We start from the raw sequence: 22,041 nt of genomic DNA on the forward strand, positions 1-22,041 counted from the left end.
GGATACACGCCTCAGTCCTGCGTTATTCGAGTGTGATCGTCTCGTCCAGATTGAGAATCAGATGTGACACTGCCGTGTAGGCGGCATGCTCGGCCAGGTCGATCGATTCATCGCGGGGCGATTCCCCGATACTGAGAAAATCGGTGGCTTCGGAAGGATGTTCCGTAAAGTGGGCGAGGAAATGCTGGAAGTTTCCGGTAAATATCGCGATCTGGGCAGAATCTGGCCGATACCCGGTGGCAAGGTGGTAAATATGGTTCAAACGCCCTGCGACATCACTTCCCCCTTCACGGATGCCCCTTGCCGCGAGATGGCGTGCAGCCTCCACAAACGTCTCGTCGTTCATTAGCGCCAGAGCCTGAAGCGGCGTGTTTGTCACCTTATGACGGACGTTACACACCTCCCGGCTGGAGGAATCAAAGATCACCTGACGAGGAGGATTCACGGCACGTTTCCAATAGCTATACATGCTCTTGCGGTAGAGATCCTTTCCTGTGGATGTCCTGTATCCCTCACCCTTATTGGCTGCCACGCTTTCCCATAAACCAGCGGGTTGATACGGTTTCACCGGCGCTCCCCCCAGTGTGGGATTGAGCAGGCCCGAGGCATTCAACGCCAGATCACGGATTGCGAAACCATCAAGCCGGTAGCGGGGACCCCGCGCAAGCAAACGGTTCTCCGGATCCACTTCATTCAGCTTCGCGCTGGAGCGGGACGATTGCCGGAAGGCGTGACTTGTTGCGATAAGCTTATACATCGCCTTGGTGTCCCAGCCGGAGTCGATAAACTCCACTGCCAACCAGTCGAGCAGCTCCGGATGGCTTGGCATTTCCGCCTGCGAGCCAAAGTCCTCCGTGGTCTTCACCAAGCCCACGCCCATGAGATGCTGCCACATACGATTGACGACTACCCGCGCGGTAATCGGATTATCCCGGCTCACGATCCAGCGGGCTAGCTCCAGACGATCGCCTGGCTGTTTATCCCCTTGGAAAATTGCCTCGATCACTCCGCGCGGCAGCTCCTCGGACTTATCCGGATCATCGTATTGACCGCGGTTGAGGAGATAGGCCGGAGAGCGGGCTCCGGATTTTTCTTCCATGACCATGACTGGAACATTGCCGTATCCTTTGCGAGTGAGCTCTGCCTGGACAAGCTGCTCATTGTAGCGGACATCCATCAATCCCGGGTCAACGCTCTGGTGATATTTCCGGAGAAGCTCTGCCTGACTTTCGGTCAAATCAGCTTTGGCGAGCCGGAGTGCCTCAAATATCTTCGAGCTGACAGCAAGCGGCTCCCGAGTCGAGGGCTGCGCTTTTTCCGTGACCAATACCCGGAAGCGCTTGATATTCTGATGCGGCTCGTCGGTATTGAACCGCAGTTTTACCGTGATGCGATAATCGTTATCCGTAGGCACCGGGTTCTCGAAAATATAATACACCGAAACTTTTTCCCCGGCATCGCTTTCGACCTCCCAGCCGGTTTCTTCCCGGCCGTCCACAGAATTCATAGCGATACCACTGGAGGATTCTTCATCGGCCGCGGCCTCCCGCACCTTGAGAGTCCCGCGTTTATTGCCCGTCCTCGATGAGTAGGAAAACTCCACCTCATTGAGAATAAATGAGCCGTCGCCCGATTTATCAAATCCTCTCAGGAAGGATCCCGGCATGGCATCAATACGAACCCCGGTGATCGCTTTTCGATCCCCCGGATTGATCATCAGCTCATACGTTGTGGCTTGATCTCCGGCACCTTCGAGAAGGTAGGAATTATCCGGCAGTTTCTTGAATGAGCCTTTCCCTCCGTCTTTTTTCACAAAATTCGACCTTATAAGGTTTGCCGGACTCCAGTCATTTGTGCTGGCGAGAGCGACCGAATGTTGCTTCTCAAACCAGCTGTCAAAGCGTTCGGAAGCGTTTTGCTTTTCTTCCTGCAGCACTTTGGTTGCCTGATCCAGCTTTGCTTGAAGATCGGCGGGACGCGGATTCAGTGGGGAACCAATGTTCAGGATCGGATGGGTATCGATCCCTTTTCCAATTCCCTGCTCCCCGATATTGTTGAAGAAGGCATACAGCTGGAAAAATTCGCGCTGGGAAATAGGATCATACTTGTGATCGTGGCAGCGGGCGCATCCGGTGGTAAGCCCCAGCCATACCGTCGAGGTTGTCTCCACGCGGTCGATCACATTTTCCACCAGGAATTCCTCAGCCAAGGCACCGCCCTCGCTATTCTGACGGTGGTTCCGATTGAACGCGCTGGCCAACCGCTGCTGTGGAGTCGCATCCGGCAACATATCCCCGGCTAACTGCTCAATGGTGAATTCATCGAATGGCTGATTGTCACGAAAGGATTTGATCACCCAATCCCGCCAAGGCCAGTTGGTGCGTTCATGATCGTTCTGATAGCCATCTGTGTCCGCATAGCGAGCGGCATCGAGCCAATACAAAGCCATCCGCTCGGCGTATGAATCCGTATCGAGCAAGCGATCCACCAAGCGCTCGTAAGCGCCCGGTTTGGAATCGCTCAAATAGCTCTGAAGAAGTTTTTCATCCGGCTGCAGTCCGGTCAGCGCGAGGCTCGCACGGCGTGCGAGAACTTCGGGCGGAGCTTCCTCCGAGGGTGACAGGTCCGTCTCCTCCAGCTTTTTCTGGATGAAGGCATCAATCGCATTGTGCTGCGGCGCTTTTGTCTCCTTCACCTCCGGCAGCGGAACTTTCTCAGGCTTTACGAAAGCCCAGTGATCCTCGTATTCCGCCCCTTCGTTCACCCAGCGACGGAGTAGATCCTTTTGTTCTTCCGTCAGACTACGGTTTGAGTCTGTGGGCGGCATTGGATCATGCTCGTCGAAAATCCGTAGGATTGCCTCACTCTTTTCCGCATCGCCAGGGACGATCGGCGCAAATCCGCCGCTCTCCGCGAAGGCTAGTTCGGCAGTGTGGAGGGCTATATCGCCTTCACGTTTCGCGGGATCCGGGCCGTGGCAGTGAAAGCAATTCTCGGAGAGGATTGGACGGATATGCTGGTTGTAGCTGAGTTTCCCCTCTGTCGCCGGGAGTGGGGTCGGCCCTTGGGAAACAGAGCGTTTCAGACTGCCGGTGTCTTTCATCCGGGTCATCGTCAAGTCGTAGGTTTCCTTTGGACTGAGCGGTGACCTTTGATTTTCCGATGCTGTGCCAGCAATCTCCCTGGCTTTTTGCTCCTCGCCGGAGCCCACAAAATAGATAGCGACTGATGCCATACCGACGATCGCCGCAGCAACTGCAAGCGCTCTCGAACGGGAGTGGTTTTTCGATGGCTCAGCTGGCTGCCCGGCTGAATCGAAAGGCACCACGACATCCCGGTGCCCGGTTGGAGTATCAGCTAGATCGATGAGACTTTGATGCATTCCCGTTTGCAGCAATAAAGCCTCGCGGGCCGCCGGATCGGTCCGAAGCAGCTGATTCAAGGAATCACGCTCCAAGGGGCTGAGCGATCCATCAAGGTAAGCGGAAATAAGTGCTTGGTCTTTGAGGTCCATAATTATTGGGAAAAACGGTTGGAGGATTTGAGAAGGCAGCGCTGTAGATTGAGACGTGCCCGGTAGAGGGTTTGTCCGACAGCGGCGACGCTGGTGGAATGAAGATCGGCTAGTGATTTCAGGCTTCTTTTTTCGTAATAATGCCCGTGGATGAATTCCCGTTGGCGGTCCGGCAGGGTCTCGATGCAAGTTTTCAACTGCAAGTGATTGGCAGGATTTTCCTGTTCCAAAACCACAGGCGCTTCCGCTGCGAGCAGGTGAACGACATCGTCATCAAGAACCAGACGGCTGCGGCTCTGGCGCTTTCGAAATGCCATGATTTGGAAAAACGCGACCTTTTGGGCCCATGCCCAGAAGGAGGTTCCCGGCTCGAAATCCAGGCGTTTTTTCCATAGAACGAGATTGGTTTCCTGCAGGATATCATCGACGTCCGCGGAGTTTCCCACAGAGGCGATCAAGTATCTCGTCAGGCGTGGTTGGACAGCGCCGACTTCGTGTTCGAAGTGGGGGACGGATGGGTCTTCGTTTGCCACAAGCATCATGATGGGTTCGTGATTTCGCTCGCGTGGGCTCAGGAAAGAATATCCGTTACGACATGGCCATGCACATCGGTGAGCCTGAATTGCCGGCCTTGGAACTTGTAGGTGAGCTTCTCGTGATCAAGTCCCAGTTGATTGAGAATTGTCGCATGCAGGTCATGCACGTGAACGGGATTTTCCGTAATATTGTAGGAATATTCATCCGTCGCGCCGTAGGTCATACCCGGGCGGATGCCGCCGCCCGCGGCAAAGATGGAAAAGCACCGTGGATGATGATCACGACCGTAGTTGTCACGCTTCAGCTTGCCTTGACAATAGGCGGTCCGTCCAAATTCACCTCCCCATACAACGAGAGTATCCTCCAGGAGCCCCCGCATCTTCAGATCCTTGATAAGCGCGGCCGTCGGTTGATCGACATCATCGCACTGCCCGGGCAGCTGATTGGGAAGATCAAAGTGTTGATCCCATCCCATGTGGAAAAGCTGGACGAAGCGGACATCCCGCTCCGCCAACCGGCGTGCCATCAGGCAGTTGTAGGCGTAGGAGCCGCGCTGGTGGACGTTTGGCCCATACATCTCGAGAATATTTTCCGGCTCATTGCTGAAGTCCGTGAGCTCCGGAACCGAGGTTTGCATGCGGTAGGCGAGCTCGTATTGCCTGATGCGCGTATCTATCTCAGGATCGGCGAATTCCTGCAGCTTCTTATGATTTAGCTCCGCCAGATCGTCCAGCATACGGCGGCGGGACTTCACGGAAAAGCCATCCGGATTCGAAAGATAAAGGACGGGATCCCCGATGCTCATGAACTTCACCCCCGCATGTTGTGTGGGTAAAAATCCAGATCCCCAGAGCCGATCATACAGCGGCTGGCAGTTCGGGCGTCCTGTGCCACGGGAAACCATTGCGACAAAATCCGGCAAATCCTTGTTCACGGAACCCAGCCCGTAGGAAAGCCAGGAACCAATACTCGGACGCCCTGGAATCTGCGCTCCGGTCTGGAAAAACGTGATCGCCGGATCGTGATTGATCGCCTCCGTATACATTGATCTGATCAAGCAGATATCATCGGAAATCCCCGAAATATGGGGCAGCAGCTCGGAAATTTCCGTGCCGGCCTGGCCATGCCTTGAGAAGTGGTATTTCGAAGCAGCCAGCGGGAAAGATGTCTGCCCGGCCGTCATTCCGGTGATCCGCTGGTTCATATCCACGTGCTTCCGCAGGTCTTCGCCGAAATGCTCATTGAGCTTTGGCTTGTTATCAAAAAGTTCCTGCTGCGAGGGCGCACCACTCTGGAACAGGTAAATCATCCGCTTTGCCTTGGGTGCAAACTCCGGGATTTGCTTGGGCGCGGCAGCGAACAAATCTCTGTCGAACATGGAGGCCAGGGCAGCCACTCCTATCCCGCGTGCGGTCTTGCCAAAAAAGTGCCTGCGATTGAGCAGAAGCTTGGAATCGTAAAGTGGATTGGACATAATCTTACAGTTAAATAGCCAGCTGAAGGGACTTTTAACGGTCTTTTTGCAAAAATCTTTCCCCTCATCACCCACTGCCTTCCTCTGAAAGCGCGGCTTTGGAAAGCACGGCGATGTCTCCCCGGTAGGCGGTAGCCGCCGAAGCTCCGGATCCCGGGCCCTTTTTACCGAATCGGGTAATTCTGCTTGCATAATCTAGACGACTGGTCTAATCGTCCCGCGCAGTGAGCATACCGCATACAAAAGAACGCATCCTTGATGCCGCAGAAGAGATTATGTGGAGGCGCAGCTTCAACTCCGTCGGCCTGAACGAAATTCTCAAAGCCGTCGATGTTCCAAAAGGCTCGTTCTACCATTACTTTAAGTCAAAGGAAGATTTCGGCGTAGAGCTTCTTAGGCACTATTTCAAAAAATCCACTGATGAGAGACTCAATGCTCTGCTCTCCAAAGAGATCGAACCGGATCCGGTGGCGAGATTACTGGGGCTCTATAAGTCCGGCGTCGCCAAGTTCGATGAATATGGAGGAAAATGTCCATGTCTTGTTTTGAAACTGGCGGCTGAAGTCGTGGACCAAAGCGAGCCGATGCGTGAAGTGCTGGTGGAAGGCCTATCGGTATGGTTCTCCATTCACATCCACGTATTGGACGAAGCCAAAGAGATGGGACTTATCAAGCCGGAGACGAATACCACCATCGAAGCGGAGTTCATCCGTGATCTCTGGGCCGGGGCCGTGCAGCGCGCTACCATCACCCGATCTTCAAAACCCATGCATCAGGCATACGCATTTATTGTGGAGCGTGTCGCTTCCCTGCGGACAGAAACCAAATAGCCAACCTTCCGCCTCCTACTTTACATCCCACACCCCTAAAAATTTTGAAAGCCGACCTTTCTTCCTCCGTGCTGCGCATGCTAGCAGCGCCCACCATCCTGGCATTGACCTTGTCGTCCTGCAAACTCGTCGGGCCCGATCACTCGGTGCCTTCCAGCGAAACCGCCGCCAGTTATAAAAACGGATCAAACGATTTCTCTAAGCGCCTCAGCACCAACTGGTGGAAAGTTTTCGGCGACAGCAAACTAAATTCTTTGATGGGCAACCTGCAGAGCGGAAACTTTGATCTACGTGCCGCCGAAGCCCGTCGCAATCAGGCCTATGCCGTCCTCGGCGTAAACCGCTCAGAGCTTTTCCCGAACATCTCCGCACAGGGCAGCGCACAACGCAGCCGCTCTTCCGAGAACGATCGGGCAGGCAGCTTCGGCGGAGCACAGAGCTACTATAATCAGTATAACATCGGAGCCTCGCTGGGCTATGAGATCGATCTCTGGGGGCGCGTCCGTCGTTTGGTGGAATCCGGGCAGGCAAACGCCGCAGCCGCGGAAGTCTCCGTGGATCAGGTGCGTTTGTCCCTTCAGGCCCAGCTGGCCCGGAACTATTTTGCCATGCGCTTCCTCGATAGTGAAATCGAGGTGCTCAGGGAGGCTTTGGACACCCGGAACGAAACTCTCGCGCTAGCCACAGACCGTTTCAAGGGCGGAAAAACAAGCGAGCTGGATGTCGCCAGGGCGGAATCCGAGCTCGCCAGCACCCGTGCACAATTGGTCAGCCTGGAAGCTCCCCGCGCTTCCCTGGAAAACTCCATCGCCATCCTCGTCGGCCGCAATGCCTCGAACTTCTCCATCGCCCCTTCCGCGATCAAGGGTGGCGCACCGCGTGTGCCTGCAGGTTCCCCGGCTCAACTGCTGGGCAGGCGCCCGGATGTCTTTGTCGCAGAACGGAGACTCGCGGCCAGCTCTGCGGAAATCGGAGTCGCCCAAGCGGAGTTTTTCCCGAAAATTTCACTCATCGGCAGTGGCGGTGTCTCCTCGGTGAACAGCTCGAACTTCCTGAACTGGTCCAGCTCCGCCTTCTCCGTTGGCCCCCAGGTCGATTTACCGGTCTTCCAGGGTTTCCGCCGGAAGGCAAATGTGGAACTTGCCGTAGCCCGCCATGAGGAAGCTCTCGCCGGCTACCAGCAGACCGTGCTGACAGCCTTCGCCGATGTCGAGAACGCCTTGGCCTCCAGGCGTGGTGCGGACAAGGAGATCTCAGCCCAAGCCGATAGCATCAAGGCTGCCCGGAAGTCCTTCGATCTATCAGACGCGCGCTACAAGGAGGGAGTCTCCAGCTACCTGGATGTCGTAGATAGCCAGCGGGAGCTTCTCAATGCACGCCGCACCGAGGTTCAGGCACGCGGCAGGGCTTTTGAAGCTACCGTGCAGCTCATCCAGGCTCTCGGCGGTGGATTTTCCAGGTAATCGCCATTCTCACTTCCCCACCGTCACTTTCTTCCATCTCACACATTCTCTTTTATGAAACTTCATTATTTTCTACCACTGGCGCTCCTTTCCCTCAGCCAATGCCGCTCTGATAAAGAAGCAGAAGGCCCGCCACCTCCGATGCCAGTGCAGGTGGCTCATCCGGTCATCAAAACCGTAGCCCTTACCAATACATACACCGGACGTTTCTCTCCCGTCGAGGAGGTGGAACTGCAGGCCCGGGTCAGCGGTTACCTCGAGTCCGTTCACTTTGTGGAAGGCCAGAAGGTCGAAAAAGGTGATCTCATGTTCAAAATTGATCCGCGGGTTTTTGATGCGGCGATTTCCCGTGCGGAAGCAATCCAGAAGCAAGCTGTTGCCCGTCTCGGACTGGCAAAAAGCAGCTTGGCCAGATCCAAGGCGCTGGTTGCGCAAAACGCTGTCTCCCAGGAGGAATTCGACACCCGCGAGAGCGAGCTCGCCCAGGCGGAAGCCGATTTACTGGCTGCGGAAGCCGAGCTCCGCAGAGTGAAGCTCGACCGTGAGTTCGCGGATATTCACGCTCCCATTTCCGGCATCGCAGGACGCTTTAACGTCACGGTGGGCAACTACGTTACCGGTGGTAGCGCCGGCTCGACACTGCTCACCACCATCGTCCCGCACAATCCGATCTATTGCAATTTCGAGGTCGATGAACGCAGCGTTCTACAGTTCACCCGATTATTCTTCAAGGGACAGTCCGGTGGCCGTAGCGGCGAGCGTCCGGAAGTCGAAATCGCGGTCTCGGACGATGACAACTTCGAGTTCAAAGGCAGCATCGACTTTTCCGAAAACCAGCTGGATACGGAAACCGCTACCCTCCAGATGCGGGCCAGGGTGGAGAATGAAAATGAATTCCTCACCCCCGGCCTGTTTGCAAGAGTCCGCGTCCCTGTCGGCCACCCGGAGGAACTTCTCATGGTGAAAGACGCGAGCCTTGGTTTCGATCAGGACAAGCGCTTCGCATGGGTGCTTACGAAAGACAATTCCGTCGAGCGCCGCTACGTGGAAACCGGACCGCTGGAAGGCGATATGCGGGTCATCTCGGGTGGCATCGATAACGACGATCTCATCGCAATTTCCGGCATCCAATTACTCCGCCCCGGTGCAAAGGTAGCCCCTACCACAGCTCCGATGGTTGCCGAATAATCACCCAGGATCCTCACTGATAAACATTCAAACAGAAACCGCACGTAGCTCCGGCTGCGGGCGGATCTGATTCTTTTCGCGGTTTTTCTTTCCTTTCTTCCAATGAAAAATTTCTCCTTCTTCTTTATCGACCGTCCCCGCTTTGCGACGGTCATCTCGCTACTGATCATTTTCATCGGGGCGATTTCCTATTTCTCGCTGCCGGTGGCCCAGTTCCCGGAAGTGGCTCCTCCCACGGTGACGGTCACAACCGCATATCCCGGGGCGTCTCCCGACACGATCGCCAAGACCTTGGCTGCTCCTATCGAACAAGAGGTCAACGGAGTGGAAGACATGCTCTACATGACTTCGCAAAGCACGGCGGACGGAGCATACTCGCTGACGGTTACCTTCAAGCTCGGCACCGATTTGGACAAAGCCCAAGTGCTCGTGCAAAACCGCGTGGCACTTGCCGAATCACGGCTACCGGAATCGGTCCGCCGCATCGGGGTGACGGTCCAGAAAGCCTCCCCCGACCTCCTGCTTGTCGTGCAGATGTTCTCAAAGGACGGCACCTTCGACATGGGCTATATCTCAAACTACGCACTGCTTCAGGTGCGCGAGAGGCTCCGCCGGATTGATGGCGTGGGCGAGGTCCGCCTTTTCGGAGGCCGGGAATATTCCATGCGGGTATGGATGGATCCGGAGCGGATGGATTTCTATAAACTTTCCGCCACGGAAGTCGTCGCCGCACTGCGGGCCCAAAACGTCCAGGTGGCCGCCGGAACCATTGGCCAACAGCCGTTGGATAAAAAAGTTCCTTTCCAGGTGAATGTCACCGCATTGGGCCGCTTGTCCGAGAAAAGCCAGTTCGAGAAAGTGGTGGTAAAAACGAGCGACGATGGCCGTATTGTCCGCCTGTCGGATGTGGCCCGGGTGGAGCTCGGCTCGCTCGATTACAATGTTAATGCCTACCTGGGCGATACGAGGACGCTCGCCCTGCCTGTTTTCCAGCGCCCCGGTTCCAACGCATTGGAAATTTCCACAGCCATCCGCACCGCGATGAAGGAGATGGAAGCGGATTTCCCGGAAGGGCTCGATTACGATATCGTTTACGATCCGACACAGTTCATTGACAAATCGATCGAAGCGGTGCTTCACACCCTCTTCGAGGCGGTCCTGCTCGTGGTGCTGGTGATGATTATCTTCCTGCAGTCCTGGCGTGCGGCGATTATTCCCGTCCTGGCGATTCCCGTGTCACTCATCGGCACCTTCGCGGTCATGCAGGTCTTCGGTTTCTCTGTCAATAACCTCACCCTCTTCGGTCTGGTTCTTGCCATCGGCATCGTGGTGGATGACGCAATCGTCGTGGTGGAAAACATCGAGCGGAATCTGGAAAAAGGACTGGCCCCGCGGGAAGCGGCGAGACAATCCATGGCGGAGGTCAGTGGTGCCATCTTCGCTACCTCTCTGGTGCTGTTGGCCGTCTTTGTCCCGACAGCTTTCCTCTCGGGAATTTCCGGTCAGTTCTATCGCCAGTTCGCTCTGACAATTGCGGCTTCCACAATGATCTCAGCATTGATTTCGCTGACGCTCAGCCCGGCTCTGGGAGTGCTTCTCCTGCGTCCGAAACACGATAAACCGGACATCCTCAGCCGCATGTTGAATTTCCTCTTCGGATGGTTTTTCAATATTTTCAACCGCCTCTTTGATCGCGCCAATAACGTTTATACCTCGCTCGTCCGCCGCAGTGTGCGCATGGGAGTGATCATGATCCTGCTTTATCTCATCCTTCTCGGAGTGGCGGGCCTTGGGTTCAAATCAGTTCCCGGTGGTTTCATTCCATCCCAGGACCAGGGATATTCCATCGTTGCCGTGCAGCTTCCCACAGGCGCATCGCTGGACCGGACGGACGAAGTCGCCCGCGAGGTTATCGACCTGATCCTGAATGTCGAAGGAGTGCAGGACACTGCTGCCTTCGCTGGATTCAGCGGGGCGACCTTTTCCAACTCCACGAACTCGATGGTGGTCTTCACAATTCTCAAACCGTTTGAGGAAAGAAAATCTTCCACCGAAATCAATAAACTTATCACGGCGGAACTTCATAAAGTCGATGCTCTGGGTATCGTGATTCCGCCGCCGACCGTCCGCGGACTAGGCAATGGCGGTGGCTTTAAAATGGAGATCCAGGATCGTGCGGGGCTCGGCTATGGCGAGCTTGAGAATGCGACCTGGGGCCTGGCATTTGCCGCATCCGCGGAAAAGGAAGTCGCCCAGGCATTTACGCCGTTCACTTCATCCGGCCCGCAGTTCTATGCGGATATCGATCGTGAAAAAGCCCTGATGCTCGGGGTGCCGCTGGAAAATCTTTTCCAGACTCTGGAGATCTATCTTGGTTCCTCCTTCGTCAATGAGCTCAATCTTTACGGGCGAACTTACCGGGTAACGGCCCAAGCGGATGCGCCTTTCCGCGATGACCTTGATGATATCGCGAAGCTCAAAACCCGGAACACCTCCGGCGGCATGGTGCCTCTCGGTTCACTGATCGAAATGCGCCAAACCACCGGACCCGACCGCGTGGTCAGGCACAACCTTTACCCATCCGCAGAACTCATCGGCACGCCCACTCCGGGAATCAGCTCCGGCCAGGCAATTGCCAAAATGGAAGAACTGGCGGCAAAAATCTTGCCTCCGGGCATCAGCTTCGAATGGATCGATCTAGCCTACCAGGAGACCACCGCATCGACTTCCGCGACCATGGTTTTCCTGATCGCCATCCTATTCGTGTTCCTGTTGCTCAGTGCCCAATATGAAAGCTGGGGTCTGCCTCTTGCGGTGGTGCTCACCGTTCCCCTCTGCCTCGCCGGTGCGATCTGGGGCATCTATATCCGCGGGATGGATAACAACATCCTGACGCAGATCGGACTGGTGGTTCTGGTGGCACTTGCCAGTAAAAACGCGATTCTCATCGTCGAGTTTGCCAAACAGCTGGAAGAGGAAGGGAAAGACCGGTTCGAGGCTGCGGTGGAGGCTGCTTCACTCCGCCTGCGCCCGATCATCATGACCTCCCTTGCCTTCATCCTCGGCGTGGTGCCGCTGGTGATCGCCACCGGCCCGGGTGCGGAAATGCGCCAGTCTCTCGGCACGGTGGTATTCTTCGGAATGATCGCCGTTACACTCTTCGGCGTCATGTTCGCGCCACTATTCTACGTGCTGGTAAGACGCGGGGCGAAAAAGCCTGCCAGCCATTGATCAGTAGGTGATTTTTACCGGTGTGCCGATCTTGGTCTTCCCGAAAAGAACCGGCACAAACTCCTTCGGCATGCGGATGCAGCCGTGGGAGGCCGGCTCCCCGGGATTCGGGATTATTCCCGCGTGCATCCCGATCCCGTAGTCGGTAAGTCTCATCCAATACGGCATTGGAGCAGGCATGTATCGCTCACCGGGTCCCACGGGATCACCGGGAGACGCATCGCCGTTCACTACTTCTCCGTATTCGTTTTCAATCCAGCCATAGCGGTTGGAATGTTTGTCTACGATTTTCTCTGTGATCCGATAGGATCCGGGGCGGGTCGCGCGCCCTTCTTTTCCAGTCGCCACATAGGTCCAGCCGATTTCCCGGCCGCCTCTTTTCACCTCGGCGATCTGCTCGGAAAGCTTGATATGGATGGAAACCTCGCCCTGGCCATAATCGTCATACCATTGATACATCACACGGTCCGCCTTCGCTGGAACAGGCGGTTCTAGCGGCGTACAGGAAATGGAACACAGGGCAAGCAGGCCACCGGAAAGAAGCAAAAGAGGATGTTTCATGAGTGCGGGCTTAGCTTTCGAACGGCAAACCTTTCGTGTAAAGGAGTTTCCGCTTCTCGCACAGGCAGTTACCCCTGTTTTTTTGTTGAGAAAATATCTCTCATTTGGTCGAAAAACATGAAACATGCCGTCAACAATATACGTTATTTTAAACATGTCTCGCATCCGGCTAACATCCCTATTTCTTACCTCTCTGGTATTTTCCCCACTACTGCATGCGCAGGACGGTGGTCAATTATACACATTATACTGCTCCGCATGCCACGCACCGGATGGCAAAGGCGCGACCGGAGGAGTTTTTCCTCCACTTGCAGGCAGCCCTTGGGTGGCCGGAGATGCACGGCGCTCCATCAGTGTGGTTCTCAAAGGCCTCCATGGCCCGGTGGAAGTGAACGGGAAAGGCTATAACCTCGAGATGCCCCCCCAGGAGTCTGTTCTGGCGGATGATGTGGTTGCCGCGATTCTTACCTACGTCCGCTCCTCGTGGGGGAATAAAGCGGGCCCGGTGACTACGGATGAGGTGAAAGCTGTGCGCGCCGCCCTTTCCGAGCGCACGGAAGCATGGACCGCCCCGGAATTGCTCAAGCTCTACCCGCTCCCGGTCAAGGAGACCGCCTTGAAGAACCTGACCTCACGCGTTTACAAAGGTCAATGGGTCGACCTCCCGAATTTTGATAAAATTCAGCCCGAAGGTGTGGAGGAAGAGCACAATGGTATTATCGACCTCGGTATTACCAATCTCAAAAACAACTTCGGCATCGTCTGGGAAGGCGATTTCATTGCGAAGAAAAAAGGGCCCCATCGCTTCTTCCTGGATGCCGATGACGGAGCCAGAATCCTGATCGACGGCGAAGTCGTGGCCGCGGTGAAAGGCATGGGACCTGTCGGCAAGCGGGCACAGAAGAAAAAGGTGGTGCTCGATGCCGGCACACATTCAATCCGTATCGAATATTTTGATGCGGGTGGCAACAAAGCCCTCGCGGTCGGTTGGGAACATCTCACCGAGAAGAAATTCAATTGGCTCTCCGTGGAAAGGTCTGAAGTAAAACCCGATTGGCCGGAGATTATGCTGACTCCGAAGGAAGACCAAACTGTCATTTACCGGAATTTCATTGATGGGACCAGCGCACGTGCCATCGGTTTCGGTTTCCCGGGTGGCATCAACATCGCTTACTCCGCGGACCATCTCGCGCCGGAACTTATCTGGAAGGGCAAATTCATCAGTGCGGGCCGCCACTGGACCGCACGCGGCCAGGGCAATGAGCCACCGGCCGAGAAGCTGGTCAACCGTCTCACCAAGGAACGTTACTTGCCGAGCGAGGCGCGTTTCAAAGGATACACGCTCGATAAAAACGGTAACCCGACCTTTAATGTCGATCTCGATGGAGCCACTCTTTCAGACACCTGGAAACCGGGCGAAACCGGCACGATCATCCGCACCCTGGAGCTCAAAGGCGGCACCAGTGATCTGGTAATCCCATTGGGTAACCCTTCGCTCACCGGTATGGAGAACGTCACAGTCACCCCCGGAAAAACGGTAAGTGTCACCTACACACTCAAATAAACCGCCGCGGTAAACCTAACCTCTTACATTTCCCATTTTCATCTCAAAATTATGCGAGCAATTTCAATTTTAGCAGCCCTTTCCGTGAGCGCTTTCGCTCAGGAGGATCCCATGCAGGCGGAATACTACCACCGCCAGGAAATCCCTTTGCCAAAGGGCGAAGTCATGGAGATCTCCTCAATCGCACTCATGCCCGGAGAAAAAGTTGCCGTGGCTTCCCGCCGCGGCGATGTCTGGATCTGCAGTGGCGCTTACGGCGAGGATCTTTCAAAGGTCACTTGGCAAAAATTTGCCGAAGGCCTCCACGAGCCACTCGGGATGTTCTACAAGGACGGCTCCCTGTTTCTCACACAGCGCCCGGAATTCACCCGCCTCGAGGATACCGACGGTGATGGCAAAGCAGATGTGTTCGAGACGATCAACTCGGACTGGGGCATCAATGGCAACTATCACGAATATGCCTTCGGCAGCAAACCGGATAAAAATGGCGACGTATGGATCAATCTCTGCCTGACAGGCTCCGCCGCCGCGGAATCCGATTGGCGCGGCTGGACGGTCCGCATCACCCCGGAGGGAAAAATGATCCCCACCTGCTCCGGGATCCGTTCGCCCGGCGGCATTGGAATGAACGCCTCCGGCGACATGTTCTACACGGATAACCAAGGTCTCTGGAACGGTTCTTCCTCGCTGAAATGGCTCAAGCCCGGCTCATTCCAGGGCAATCCAACCGGGAACAAGTATCACAAGCTCGCCGGCCTACCCGCGCCGCCAGAGCCGGAAAGCGGCTCGCGCGTTCTCGCGGAGCGTTTGAAGCACCCGGAGTTCATCCCACCTGCTGTGGTTCTCCCGCACGCCATCGTTGGCAACTCCCCCACCGGTATCGCTGCCGATACTTCGGGTGGAAAATTCGGCCCCTGGAACGAGCAGCTCTACATTGGCGAGCAAACCAAATCCGAAGTGCAGCGTGTCTGCCTGGAAATGGTCAACGGTCTCTACCAGGGCGCGGTATTCCATTTTCTCAATGGTTTTGAGGCTGGCATCGTCCCCCTGCGTTTCGATGACGAAAAAGGAATCATCTTCGTAGGCGGCACGAACCGTGGCTGGGCGTCCAAAGGCTCCAAGCCATTTAGCTTCGAGCGCGTCCAATGGACTGGGAAAACTCCTTTCGAGATCCTCACCATGACCGCCAACCACGATGGCTTCACGCTCAACTTCACTGAGCCTGTGGATGAAAAATCAGCGTCGGATCCAGCCTCCTACACCATGGCGGCCTGGACATACATCCTGCAGAAAACCTACGGCTCCCCAGAGGTGGACAAGGCTACCCCGATCGTAAAATCCGCCACCGTTTCGGAGGACAAAAAATCGGTCAGACTCGAAATCGAAGGGCTCGTGCGCGGCCACGTCCACCACCTCGATGCAAAAGGCGTGAAATCCGCCAAAGGAAAGGGAATCTGGCATCCGAATGCCTATTACACGCTGAACGAAATCCCGGCCAAGTAATCACACACCGTAAGATCATCAGTTTCCGAATCTTTGTTTTCGGTTCACCAAAGGGAGAGGTTCGCGCCTCTCCCTTTTTTGTATTTCACCCAGATCGACAGCGGATTTCGAGCAGGCCTAAGGCTTTCTTACGAAAACTCCTTAAGAAAGGCATTCCCATAAATTCCATATCATGCAGAATGGTCTGTTATGAAAGCGAAACCCACTCCCGACCAGGAAATCAAAGCTTTCATGAAAGGCCTGAAAAAGAGAAACCCCGGTGAGACAGAGTTCCAACAAGCCGTTCATGAAGTCGTAGAAACGATCATCCCTTTTGTTTCCGAGAATACGAAATACCGGGATGCCTATATCCTGGAGCGGATGACGGAGCCGGACCGGATCATCACCTTCCGCGTCACCTGGGAGGATGACAATGGCCGGATCCACGCGGATCGGGCTTGGCGTGTGCAGTTCAATAATTCCATCGGCCCCTACAAAGGAGGTCTCCGCTTTCACCCATCGGTAACCCAAAGCGTCCTCAAGTTTCTCGGCTTTGAGCAGGTTTTGAAAAACAGCCTCACCGGTCTGCCAATGGGAGGTGCGAAAGGTGGATCGAATTTCAATCCCAAAGGGAAATCCGATCGCGAAGTCATGCGCTTCTGCCAGTCCATGATGATCGAGCTTCATCGCCACATCGGCGAGGACACGGATGTCCCGGCTGGCGATATTGGCGTGGGAGCCAGAGAGATCAGCTATCTTTTCGGACAATACAAGCGGTTGGAAAACCGTTTCGCCGGCATTCTCACGGGCAAGGGACTTTCTTTTGGAGGCAGTCTCGTTCGCAAAGAAGCGACGGGCTACGGCGCGGTTTATTTCATGAAGCACATGTTGGAACACGCCGGAGGTGAGATCCGTGGCAAAAGAGCAATCGTCTCCGGTTCCGGAAATGTCGCCTTGTATTGCATGGAAAAGCTCATCCAGCTCGGTGCGAAAGTCCTCACGGCCTCGGACTCCAGCGGCTTCATTCACGATCCCGATGGCATCACCCGCGAAAAACTCGATTGGCTGATTGACCTCAAAGAAGTCCGCCGCGGCCGTATCCAGGAATATGCCGAGCACTTCGGCTGCAAATTTGTCGCCGGAAAAACTCCCTGGGAAGTGCCCGCCGATCTCGCTTTTCCATGTGCTACGCAAAACGAGATCCACCTCGAAGACGCTGCCATCATGGTAAAAAATGGCGTCATGGCCATTGCCGAAGGAGCAAATATGCCCTGCACCGCAGAAGCCACCGAACATTTTCTCGAGGATGATGTTTTGTTCGGCCCGGCCAAGGCAGCGAACGCCGGGGGCGTGGCCGTCTCCGGCTTGGAACAAAGCCAGAACCAATTGCGGATCAGCTGGAGCCGCGAAGAAGTCGACCAGCGCCTCACCACCATCATGGAAGATATTCACACCAAGTGTGTGAAATACGGCACCCGCGAGGGCAGACCGGTGGACTACAAGAGCGGGGCCAATATCGCCGGGTTTGTAAAAGTGGCAGATGCCATGCTCGCATACGGCGTAGGCTGAGAATCCCTTACCATTACCTATTTATGAAAGCGTCCGACCACTTTGTGAAATGCCTCGAAGCCGAGGGGGTGGAATACATCTTCGGTATTCCGGGCGAGGAGAATCTCGATTTCCTCGATTCCCTCTCACGCTCCAGCATTCGTTTGATCCTTACCCGTCACGAGCAGGGAGCTGGATTTATGGCTGCCACCTACGGCAGGCTCACCGGAAAAACCGGGGTCTGCCTCTCCACACTTGGGCCCGGTGCGACCAATCTTGTCACAGCGGCTGCTTACGCACAGCTCGGCGGAATGCCGATGATGATGATCACTGGCCAGAAGCCCGTGAAAAAGAGCAAACAGGGCCGCTTTCAAATTCTTGATGTCGTGGAAATGATGAAACCCATTACCAAGTTCACTCACCAAATCGTCAGCGTGGATAATATTGCCTGCCGGGTCCGGGAGGCGATACGCCTCGCGGAAGAAGAGCGCCCCGGTGCGGTTCACCTGGAACTTCCCGAGGATATCGCCGGAGAAGAAATCACAGATTCCTCGCCGATTCCCGCCTCATCCGTGCGACGCCCGGTGGCCGAGGCGAAATCCATCGCCCTTGCGGTTCAGATGATTTCCGCGGCAAAACACCCGCTCCTCCTCGTTGCAGCAGGCGCCAACCGGAAGCTCACCAGCCGCATGCTTTGCGAGTTCGTGAAAAAAACCGGTATCCCTTTCATCTCCACACAGATGGGCAAAGGGGTGATCGATGAAAACTCAGAACTTTTTCTAGGTAACGCCGCCCTTTCCGATGGCGACTACCTCCACCGCGCGATCGAGCATGCGGACCTGATCGTAAACGTCGGTCACGATGTGATCGAGAAGCCTCCGTTCTTCATGCGTCCCGGCGATACACGCAAGGTGATCCATATCAATTTCTTTTCCGCAACGGTTGATCCGGTGTACTACCCGCAGGTCGAAGTCGTCGGTGATATTGCCAATAGTATCTGGCAAATCACGGAGCAGCTGCAGCCCGCCGCTCATTGGGATTTCCAGCGCTTCATGGCGATCAAACAGGCAGCTGATGCCCAGCGCATCGAAGGATTTGACGATCCCGCCTTCCCGATCAAACCGCAGCGTCTCGTCGCGGATGTCCGCCGGACTCTGGCTAAGGACGGAATGATCGCCCTCGACAATGGCGTTTATAAAATCTGGTTCGCACGCCACTACAATGCGGCCCTCCCCAATACCGTCTTGCTCGATAACGCACTTGCGACCATGGGTGCCGGACTTCCTTCCGCAATGGCGGCAAAGATTGTTCATCCGGAGCGCGATGTCATCGCCGTATGCGGCGACGGAGGCTTTATGATGAACTCCCAGGAGCTGGAAACCGCGGTCCGTCTCGGGTTGCACCTCACTGTGATTATTTTACGCGATGATTCCTACGGCATGATCCGCTGGAAACAGAAAAACATGTCACTCGCCGATTTCGGGCTGACCTTCGGCAACCCGGATTTTGTCCTCTACGCCCGGAGTTACGGAGCCCGGGGACATCGGATAGAATCTTCCGAAGCTCTCCTGCCTCTTTTACAGAAATGCAGGGACGAGCCCGGGGTCCATCTCATCGATCTGCCGGTGGATTACTCGGACAATGACCGGATTCTCAATCATGAAATTCGCGAGCGTTCGGCCGCCGTTTAGCCATTTCTCCAAAGTCTGCCCATCTTCCCCATGTCCCTGAAATCGCATTTCAAAACCCTGGTCCCCGGTGCTTCATCCAGCGCCGGCAGCCTGGAAGTCACCGCACCATTCGATGGATCCGTCATCGGCTCCGTCGAGCTCGCGGACGCGGCAGCGGTGGAACAAGCGCTGGATATAGCCGCCGCTTTGCATGCGGATGTTTCGCAACGGCTCCCCGCATGGCAACGGATCTCCATTTTGAAAAAAGCCGCCGGACTTCTGACCGAGCGAGCGGAAGATTTCGCTTTGGAATCGGCGCGCGAGGGTGGCAAACCATTGATCGATTCCCGTGCGGAGGTTTCCCGGGCGATTGATGGAATCCATTGCTGCATTGAAACAATCCGCACCCAGCATGGGGAGGAAATCCCGATGGGTCTCAACCCGGCTTCCGCTCACCGGTTGGCCTTTTCCTCGCACGAGCCGATCGGCCCGGTGCTCGCTTATTCCGCCTTCAACCACCCGATGAATTTGATCATTCATCAGGTTTTTCCGGCGATAGCCACTGGCTGCCCCGTCATCGTGAAGCCAGCATCGGACACTCCGCTTTCCTGTTTCAGATTGGTCGAGCTTTTGCATGAGGCAGGCCTGCCACCGGCATGGTGCCAGGCACTTGCCATAAAGGATCGCGGGCTGGCTACAGCTACGGTCGGAGATCGGCGCATCGCTTTCTTCACGTTTATCGGCAGCGGAAAAGTTGGCTGGATGTTGCGTTCGAAGCTGGCCCCGGGGACTCGCTGCGCACTTGAGCACGGTGGTGCCGCCCCGGTCATCATGGACGACACTGCCGATCTAAACCTTGCGGCTCCGCTATTGGCAAAGGGCGCATTCTACCACGCCGGCCAGGTCTGCGTATCCGTCCAGCGCATTTTCGCACCCTCTACCATGATCCGGGAACTGGCGGACAAACTTGCTGCGGAAGCTGCCAGGATGAAAGTGGGCGACCCCACCCTGGAGGAGGTCGCCATCGGCCCATTGATCCGGACCAAAGAACTGGAACGGGTCGAAAAATGGGTGGAGGAAGCGATCGCCGCCGGAGCTAAACTGCATTCCGGAGGAAAACGGTTTTCCTCAACCTGTTATGGCCCCACGATCCTGATCGATCCCCCGCCCGCATGCAGCGTGAGTTCGGAAGAAATTTTTGGCCCAGTCGTTTGCCTTTACAGCTACGAGGATCTGGAGGAGGCCATCGACAGGGCGAATCATGTCCCCTATTCCTTCCAAGCCTCCGTTTTCAGCCAAAACATGGATACGATTTTCCGCGCCTACCGGCGATTGAATGCGAAAACCGTGATGGTGAATGATCATACCGCTTTCCGCGTTGATTGGATGCCCTTCGCCGGCCTCCGGGAATCAGGGCTCGGCATCGGCGGTATCCCGCACACGATCAGTGACATGCAGATCGAGAAATCTCTCATCTTCCAGTCACCATCACTCTGAGACATTCCTGCGATACCGACTGTCCCCTTCATCCTCACACAGCTCCGCACAAGGAGGACAAGGCTGATATCCTGCCGATGAAACACCCGAAATTCTCGGTTTCACGCTGCAATTCCCTATCGCTTCCGGAAGGCGATAAGATGGCTCGCACCGGTTTTCCAAGGAACTGTACATGAAAGCATTTCATGCCCATAAAACACCTGCTCATTCAATGAAATCAAGCAATAGACATCACTAAATTTGTGTAAAAATTTCGTAACAATTGCGTTTTACCTTTGATTCCATGAAAATTTTGCACACTCTGTGCTCTTCGCAAGTGCATAACATCCGGTTTTCGCCACTAGATTTTTGATTTTTTTTACTCCTGATAAAAACCATGAAGCCTCACCTTTTTCCGCTCACCCTAGTTGCTGCATGTCTTTCAGCTCCTCTCGCCTATGGCCAGGCGGCCTCCACCCTTCATCCGGAAAAGGTGATCGGTAGTGAAAAGTGCGCCGATTGCCACGAAGAGGAAGTCAAAGCGTGGAAGCTTTCCGCCCACTTTCGCTCAGACAGCGTCCACCGGGATGCCAAGACCCGTGAGGAGGCCGAAAAAATCGCAAAGGCGATGGGGCTTGCCAATGCCAATGCGATGACCACCAGCCCGCTCTGCACGGAATGCCATTTCACCCGTCAGAAAACCGGCGGTGCCACGAAAACCATCGGTGGCGTGAGCTGTGAATCATGCCACGGCGGCGGACTCGATTTCTATGAAATCCACGGCGAAATCGAAAAAATCCCAAATCGCGACGAAAGGAAGCAACGCTCCAAGGCTGCCGGAATGCTCTACCCCGAGGACACCGCATTGGTCGGTGAAAATTGTTTCAACTGCCACATCATCCGTGATGAGAAGCTTGTCAATGTAGGCGGACACATCGCCCGCAGCGAAGGATTCAACCTCGTTTCCTGGTCGCAGGGAGAAGTCAGACACAATTTCTACACTCCGGATCATACACGCACGAAAGGCGAGAACCTTCCAACCACTCCCGAGCGCAAACGCAAGCTCTTCGTGGTGGGCATGCTCCTTGATCTGGAATACAGCCTGCGCGCGCTATCCAATGGAAAAACCGGCGGTGGTGCTTTCCGCAAGGCGATGGGCACCCGCGCCCACACCATCATCAACAAGGAACTCCCGGCAGTCTCCAAAATCCTTGGTGACGCAGCACCCGAGGAATTGAAGAAAGCGGCGGAGATCGCCTCCGCTGTAAAGCTCAGTGGCGATCCCAAACTTGTGGCTGCGGCTGCCGATGCACTGAAGGATCCTATCAAATCCCTTAGCGACAACCATGACGGCAGCGCCCTGGGCGCACTGGATTCGATCTTACCGAAAAAATCCAAAGGCACCGCATGGCAGCCGTAACTCTCCGGATTCCGAGTCACCTCTCCTCTCCCGCTCATGATCGCCACTCGCAGCAAACGACCGGGGATTTCCGATGAAGCAGT

14 protein-coding genes are annotated in these 22,041 nt (G+C 55.5%); 10 read left to right on the top strand and 4 right to left on the bottom strand.

Translation table 11 applies throughout. The features are described from left to right. Positions 1–22: 22 nt before the first annotated feature. Genes ACFSSA_RS05235 through ACFSSA_RS05245 form a run of 3 tightly spaced genes read right to left on the bottom strand, consistent with a single transcriptional unit; the run spans position 23 to position 5,525 of the window. Positions 23–3,514, bottom strand: a complete 3,492-nt coding sequence (locus ACFSSA_RS05235; protein WP_386818989.1) for a DUF1553 domain-containing protein — start codon at positions 3,512–3,514, stop codon at positions 23–25. Between the two features lie 2 nt (positions 3,515–3,516). Next, positions 3,517–4,056 carry a sigma-70 family RNA polymerase sigma factor gene (locus tag ACFSSA_RS05240; protein ID WP_386818991.1) on the bottom strand — a complete coding sequence of 180 codons (540 nt, stop codon included), beginning with the start codon at positions 4,054–4,056 and terminating at the stop codon, positions 3,517–3,519. A gap of 29 nt (positions 4,057–4,085) precedes the next feature. Further along, the gene (locus tag ACFSSA_RS05245; protein WP_386818993.1) at positions 4,086–5,525 is read right to left on the bottom strand and encodes a DUF1501 domain-containing protein; all 1,440 of its coding nucleotides are present in this window, start codon (positions 5,523–5,525) and stop codon (positions 4,086–4,088) included. 224 nt (positions 5,526–5,749) lie between these two features. Here ACFSSA_RS05245 and ACFSSA_RS05250 point away from each other — a divergent pair, with 224 nt between their 5' ends. The 4 genes from ACFSSA_RS05250 to ACFSSA_RS05265 all read left to right on the top strand — a co-directional run bounded on the left by ACFSSA_RS05250 (position 5,750) and on the right by ACFSSA_RS05265 (position 12,237). Beyond that, positions 5,750–6,355, top strand: coding sequence for a TetR/AcrR family transcriptional regulator (locus ACFSSA_RS05250; RefSeq protein WP_386818995.1), 606 nt, complete (start codon positions 5,750–5,752; stop codon positions 6,353–6,355). A gap of 44 nt (positions 6,356–6,399) precedes the next feature. After that, entirely contained in the window at positions 6,400–7,818 is a 1,419-nt protein-coding gene (locus tag ACFSSA_RS05255; protein ID WP_386818997.1) for an efflux transporter outer membrane subunit, read from the top strand. Between the two features lie 54 nt (positions 7,819–7,872). Next, a complete protein-coding gene (locus ACFSSA_RS05260; protein WP_386818999.1) occupies positions 7,873–9,006 on the top strand; it encodes an efflux RND transporter periplasmic adaptor subunit in 1,134 nt (377 codons plus the stop codon). Between the two features lie 102 nt (positions 9,007–9,108). After that, a complete protein-coding gene (locus ACFSSA_RS05265; protein WP_386819001.1) occupies positions 9,109–12,237 on the top strand; it encodes an efflux RND transporter permease subunit in 3,129 nt (1,042 codons plus the stop codon). On the opposite strand, the gene ACFSSA_RS05270 is transcribed toward ACFSSA_RS05265, so the two are convergent. Beyond that, positions 12,238–12,798, bottom strand: a complete 561-nt coding sequence (locus ACFSSA_RS05270) for a L,D-transpeptidase family protein (RefSeq protein ID WP_386819003.1) — start codon at positions 12,796–12,798, stop codon at positions 12,238–12,240. A 154-nt stretch (positions 12,799–12,952) separates the two neighbouring features. Here ACFSSA_RS05270 and ACFSSA_RS05275 point away from each other — a divergent pair, with 154 nt between their 5' ends. From ACFSSA_RS05275 to ACFSSA_RS05300, 6 genes are all read left to right on the top strand, one after another. Continuing rightward, positions 12,953–14,362 carry a PA14 domain-containing protein gene (locus ACFSSA_RS05275; RefSeq protein WP_386819005.1) on the top strand — a complete coding sequence of 470 codons (1,410 nt, stop codon included), beginning with the start codon at positions 12,953–12,955 and terminating at the stop codon, positions 14,360–14,362. Between the two features lie 51 nt (positions 14,363–14,413). Continuing rightward, positions 14,414–15,865 (top strand): DUF7133 domain-containing protein, encoded by a 1,452-nt coding sequence (locus tag ACFSSA_RS05280; protein WP_386819006.1) that lies wholly within the window; start codon positions 14,414–14,416, stop codon positions 15,863–15,865. 189 nt (positions 15,866–16,054) lie between these two features. After that, a complete protein-coding gene (gene gdhA, locus ACFSSA_RS05285) occupies positions 16,055–17,413 on the top strand; it encodes an NADP-specific glutamate dehydrogenase (RefSeq protein WP_386819008.1) in 1,359 nt (452 codons plus the stop codon). Positions 17,414–17,436: 23 nt separating this feature from the next. After that, a complete protein-coding gene (locus ACFSSA_RS05290) occupies positions 17,437–19,083 on the top strand; it encodes an acetolactate synthase large subunit (RefSeq protein WP_386819010.1) in 1,647 nt (548 codons plus the stop codon). 30 nt (positions 19,084–19,113) lie between these two features. Then, positions 19,114–20,559: an aldehyde dehydrogenase family protein gene (locus ACFSSA_RS05295; protein WP_386819012.1), complete on the top strand. Its 1,446-nt coding sequence runs from the start codon at positions 19,114–19,116 to the stop codon at positions 20,557–20,559. Between the two features lie 376 nt (positions 20,560–20,935). Continuing rightward, positions 20,936–21,958: a cytochrome c family protein gene (locus ACFSSA_RS05300; RefSeq protein ID WP_386819014.1), complete on the top strand. Its 1,023-nt coding sequence runs from the start codon at positions 20,936–20,938 to the stop codon at positions 21,956–21,958. Positions 21,959–22,041 lie beyond the last annotated feature (83 nt).

It is taken from the genome of Luteolibacter algae, from assembly GCF_042683045.1.
In the GTDB taxonomy this organism is placed as follows: domain Bacteria; phylum Verrucomicrobiota; class Verrucomicrobiia; order Verrucomicrobiales; family Akkermansiaceae; genus Luteolibacter; species Luteolibacter algae.

Bases quoted from the DNA above. Each gene is read 5' to 3' on its own strand.
- ACFSSA_RS05235 (WP_386818989.1), bottom strand. From the start codon at position 3,514: ATGGACCTCAAAGACCAAGCACTTATTTCCGCTTACCTTGATGGATCG.
- ACFSSA_RS05240 (WP_386818991.1), bottom strand. From the start codon at position 4,056: ATGATGCTTGTGGCAAACGAAGACCCATCCGTCCCCCACTTCGAACAC.
- ACFSSA_RS05245 (WP_386818993.1), bottom strand. From the start codon at position 5,525: ATGTCCAATCCACTTTACGATTCCAAGCTTCTGCTCAATCGCAGGCAC.
- ACFSSA_RS05260 (WP_386818999.1), top strand. From the start codon at position 7,873: ATGAAACTTCATTATTTTCTACCACTGGCGCTCCTTTCCCTCAGCCAA.
- ACFSSA_RS05265 (WP_386819001.1), top strand. From the start codon at position 9,109: ATGAAAAATTTCTCCTTCTTCTTTATCGACCGTCCCCGCTTTGCGACG.
- ACFSSA_RS05270 (WP_386819003.1), bottom strand. From the start codon at position 12,798: ATGAAACATCCTCTTTTGCTTCTTTCCGGTGGCCTGCTTGCCCTGTGT.
- ACFSSA_RS05275 (WP_386819005.1), top strand. From the start codon at position 12,953: ATGTCTCGCATCCGGCTAACATCCCTATTTCTTACCTCTCTGGTATTT.
- ACFSSA_RS05280 (WP_386819006.1), top strand. From the start codon at position 14,414: ATGCGAGCAATTTCAATTTTAGCAGCCCTTTCCGTGAGCGCTTTCGCT.
- gdhA (WP_386819008.1), top strand. From the start codon at position 16,055: ATGAAAGCGAAACCCACTCCCGACCAGGAAATCAAAGCTTTCATGAAA.
- ACFSSA_RS05290 (WP_386819010.1), top strand. From the start codon at position 17,437: ATGAAAGCGTCCGACCACTTTGTGAAATGCCTCGAAGCCGAGGGGGTG.
- ACFSSA_RS05295 (WP_386819012.1), top strand. From the start codon at position 19,114: ATGTCCCTGAAATCGCATTTCAAAACCCTGGTCCCCGGTGCTTCATCC.
- ACFSSA_RS05300 (WP_386819014.1), top strand. From the start codon at position 20,936: ATGAAGCCTCACCTTTTTCCGCTCACCCTAGTTGCTGCATGTCTTTCA.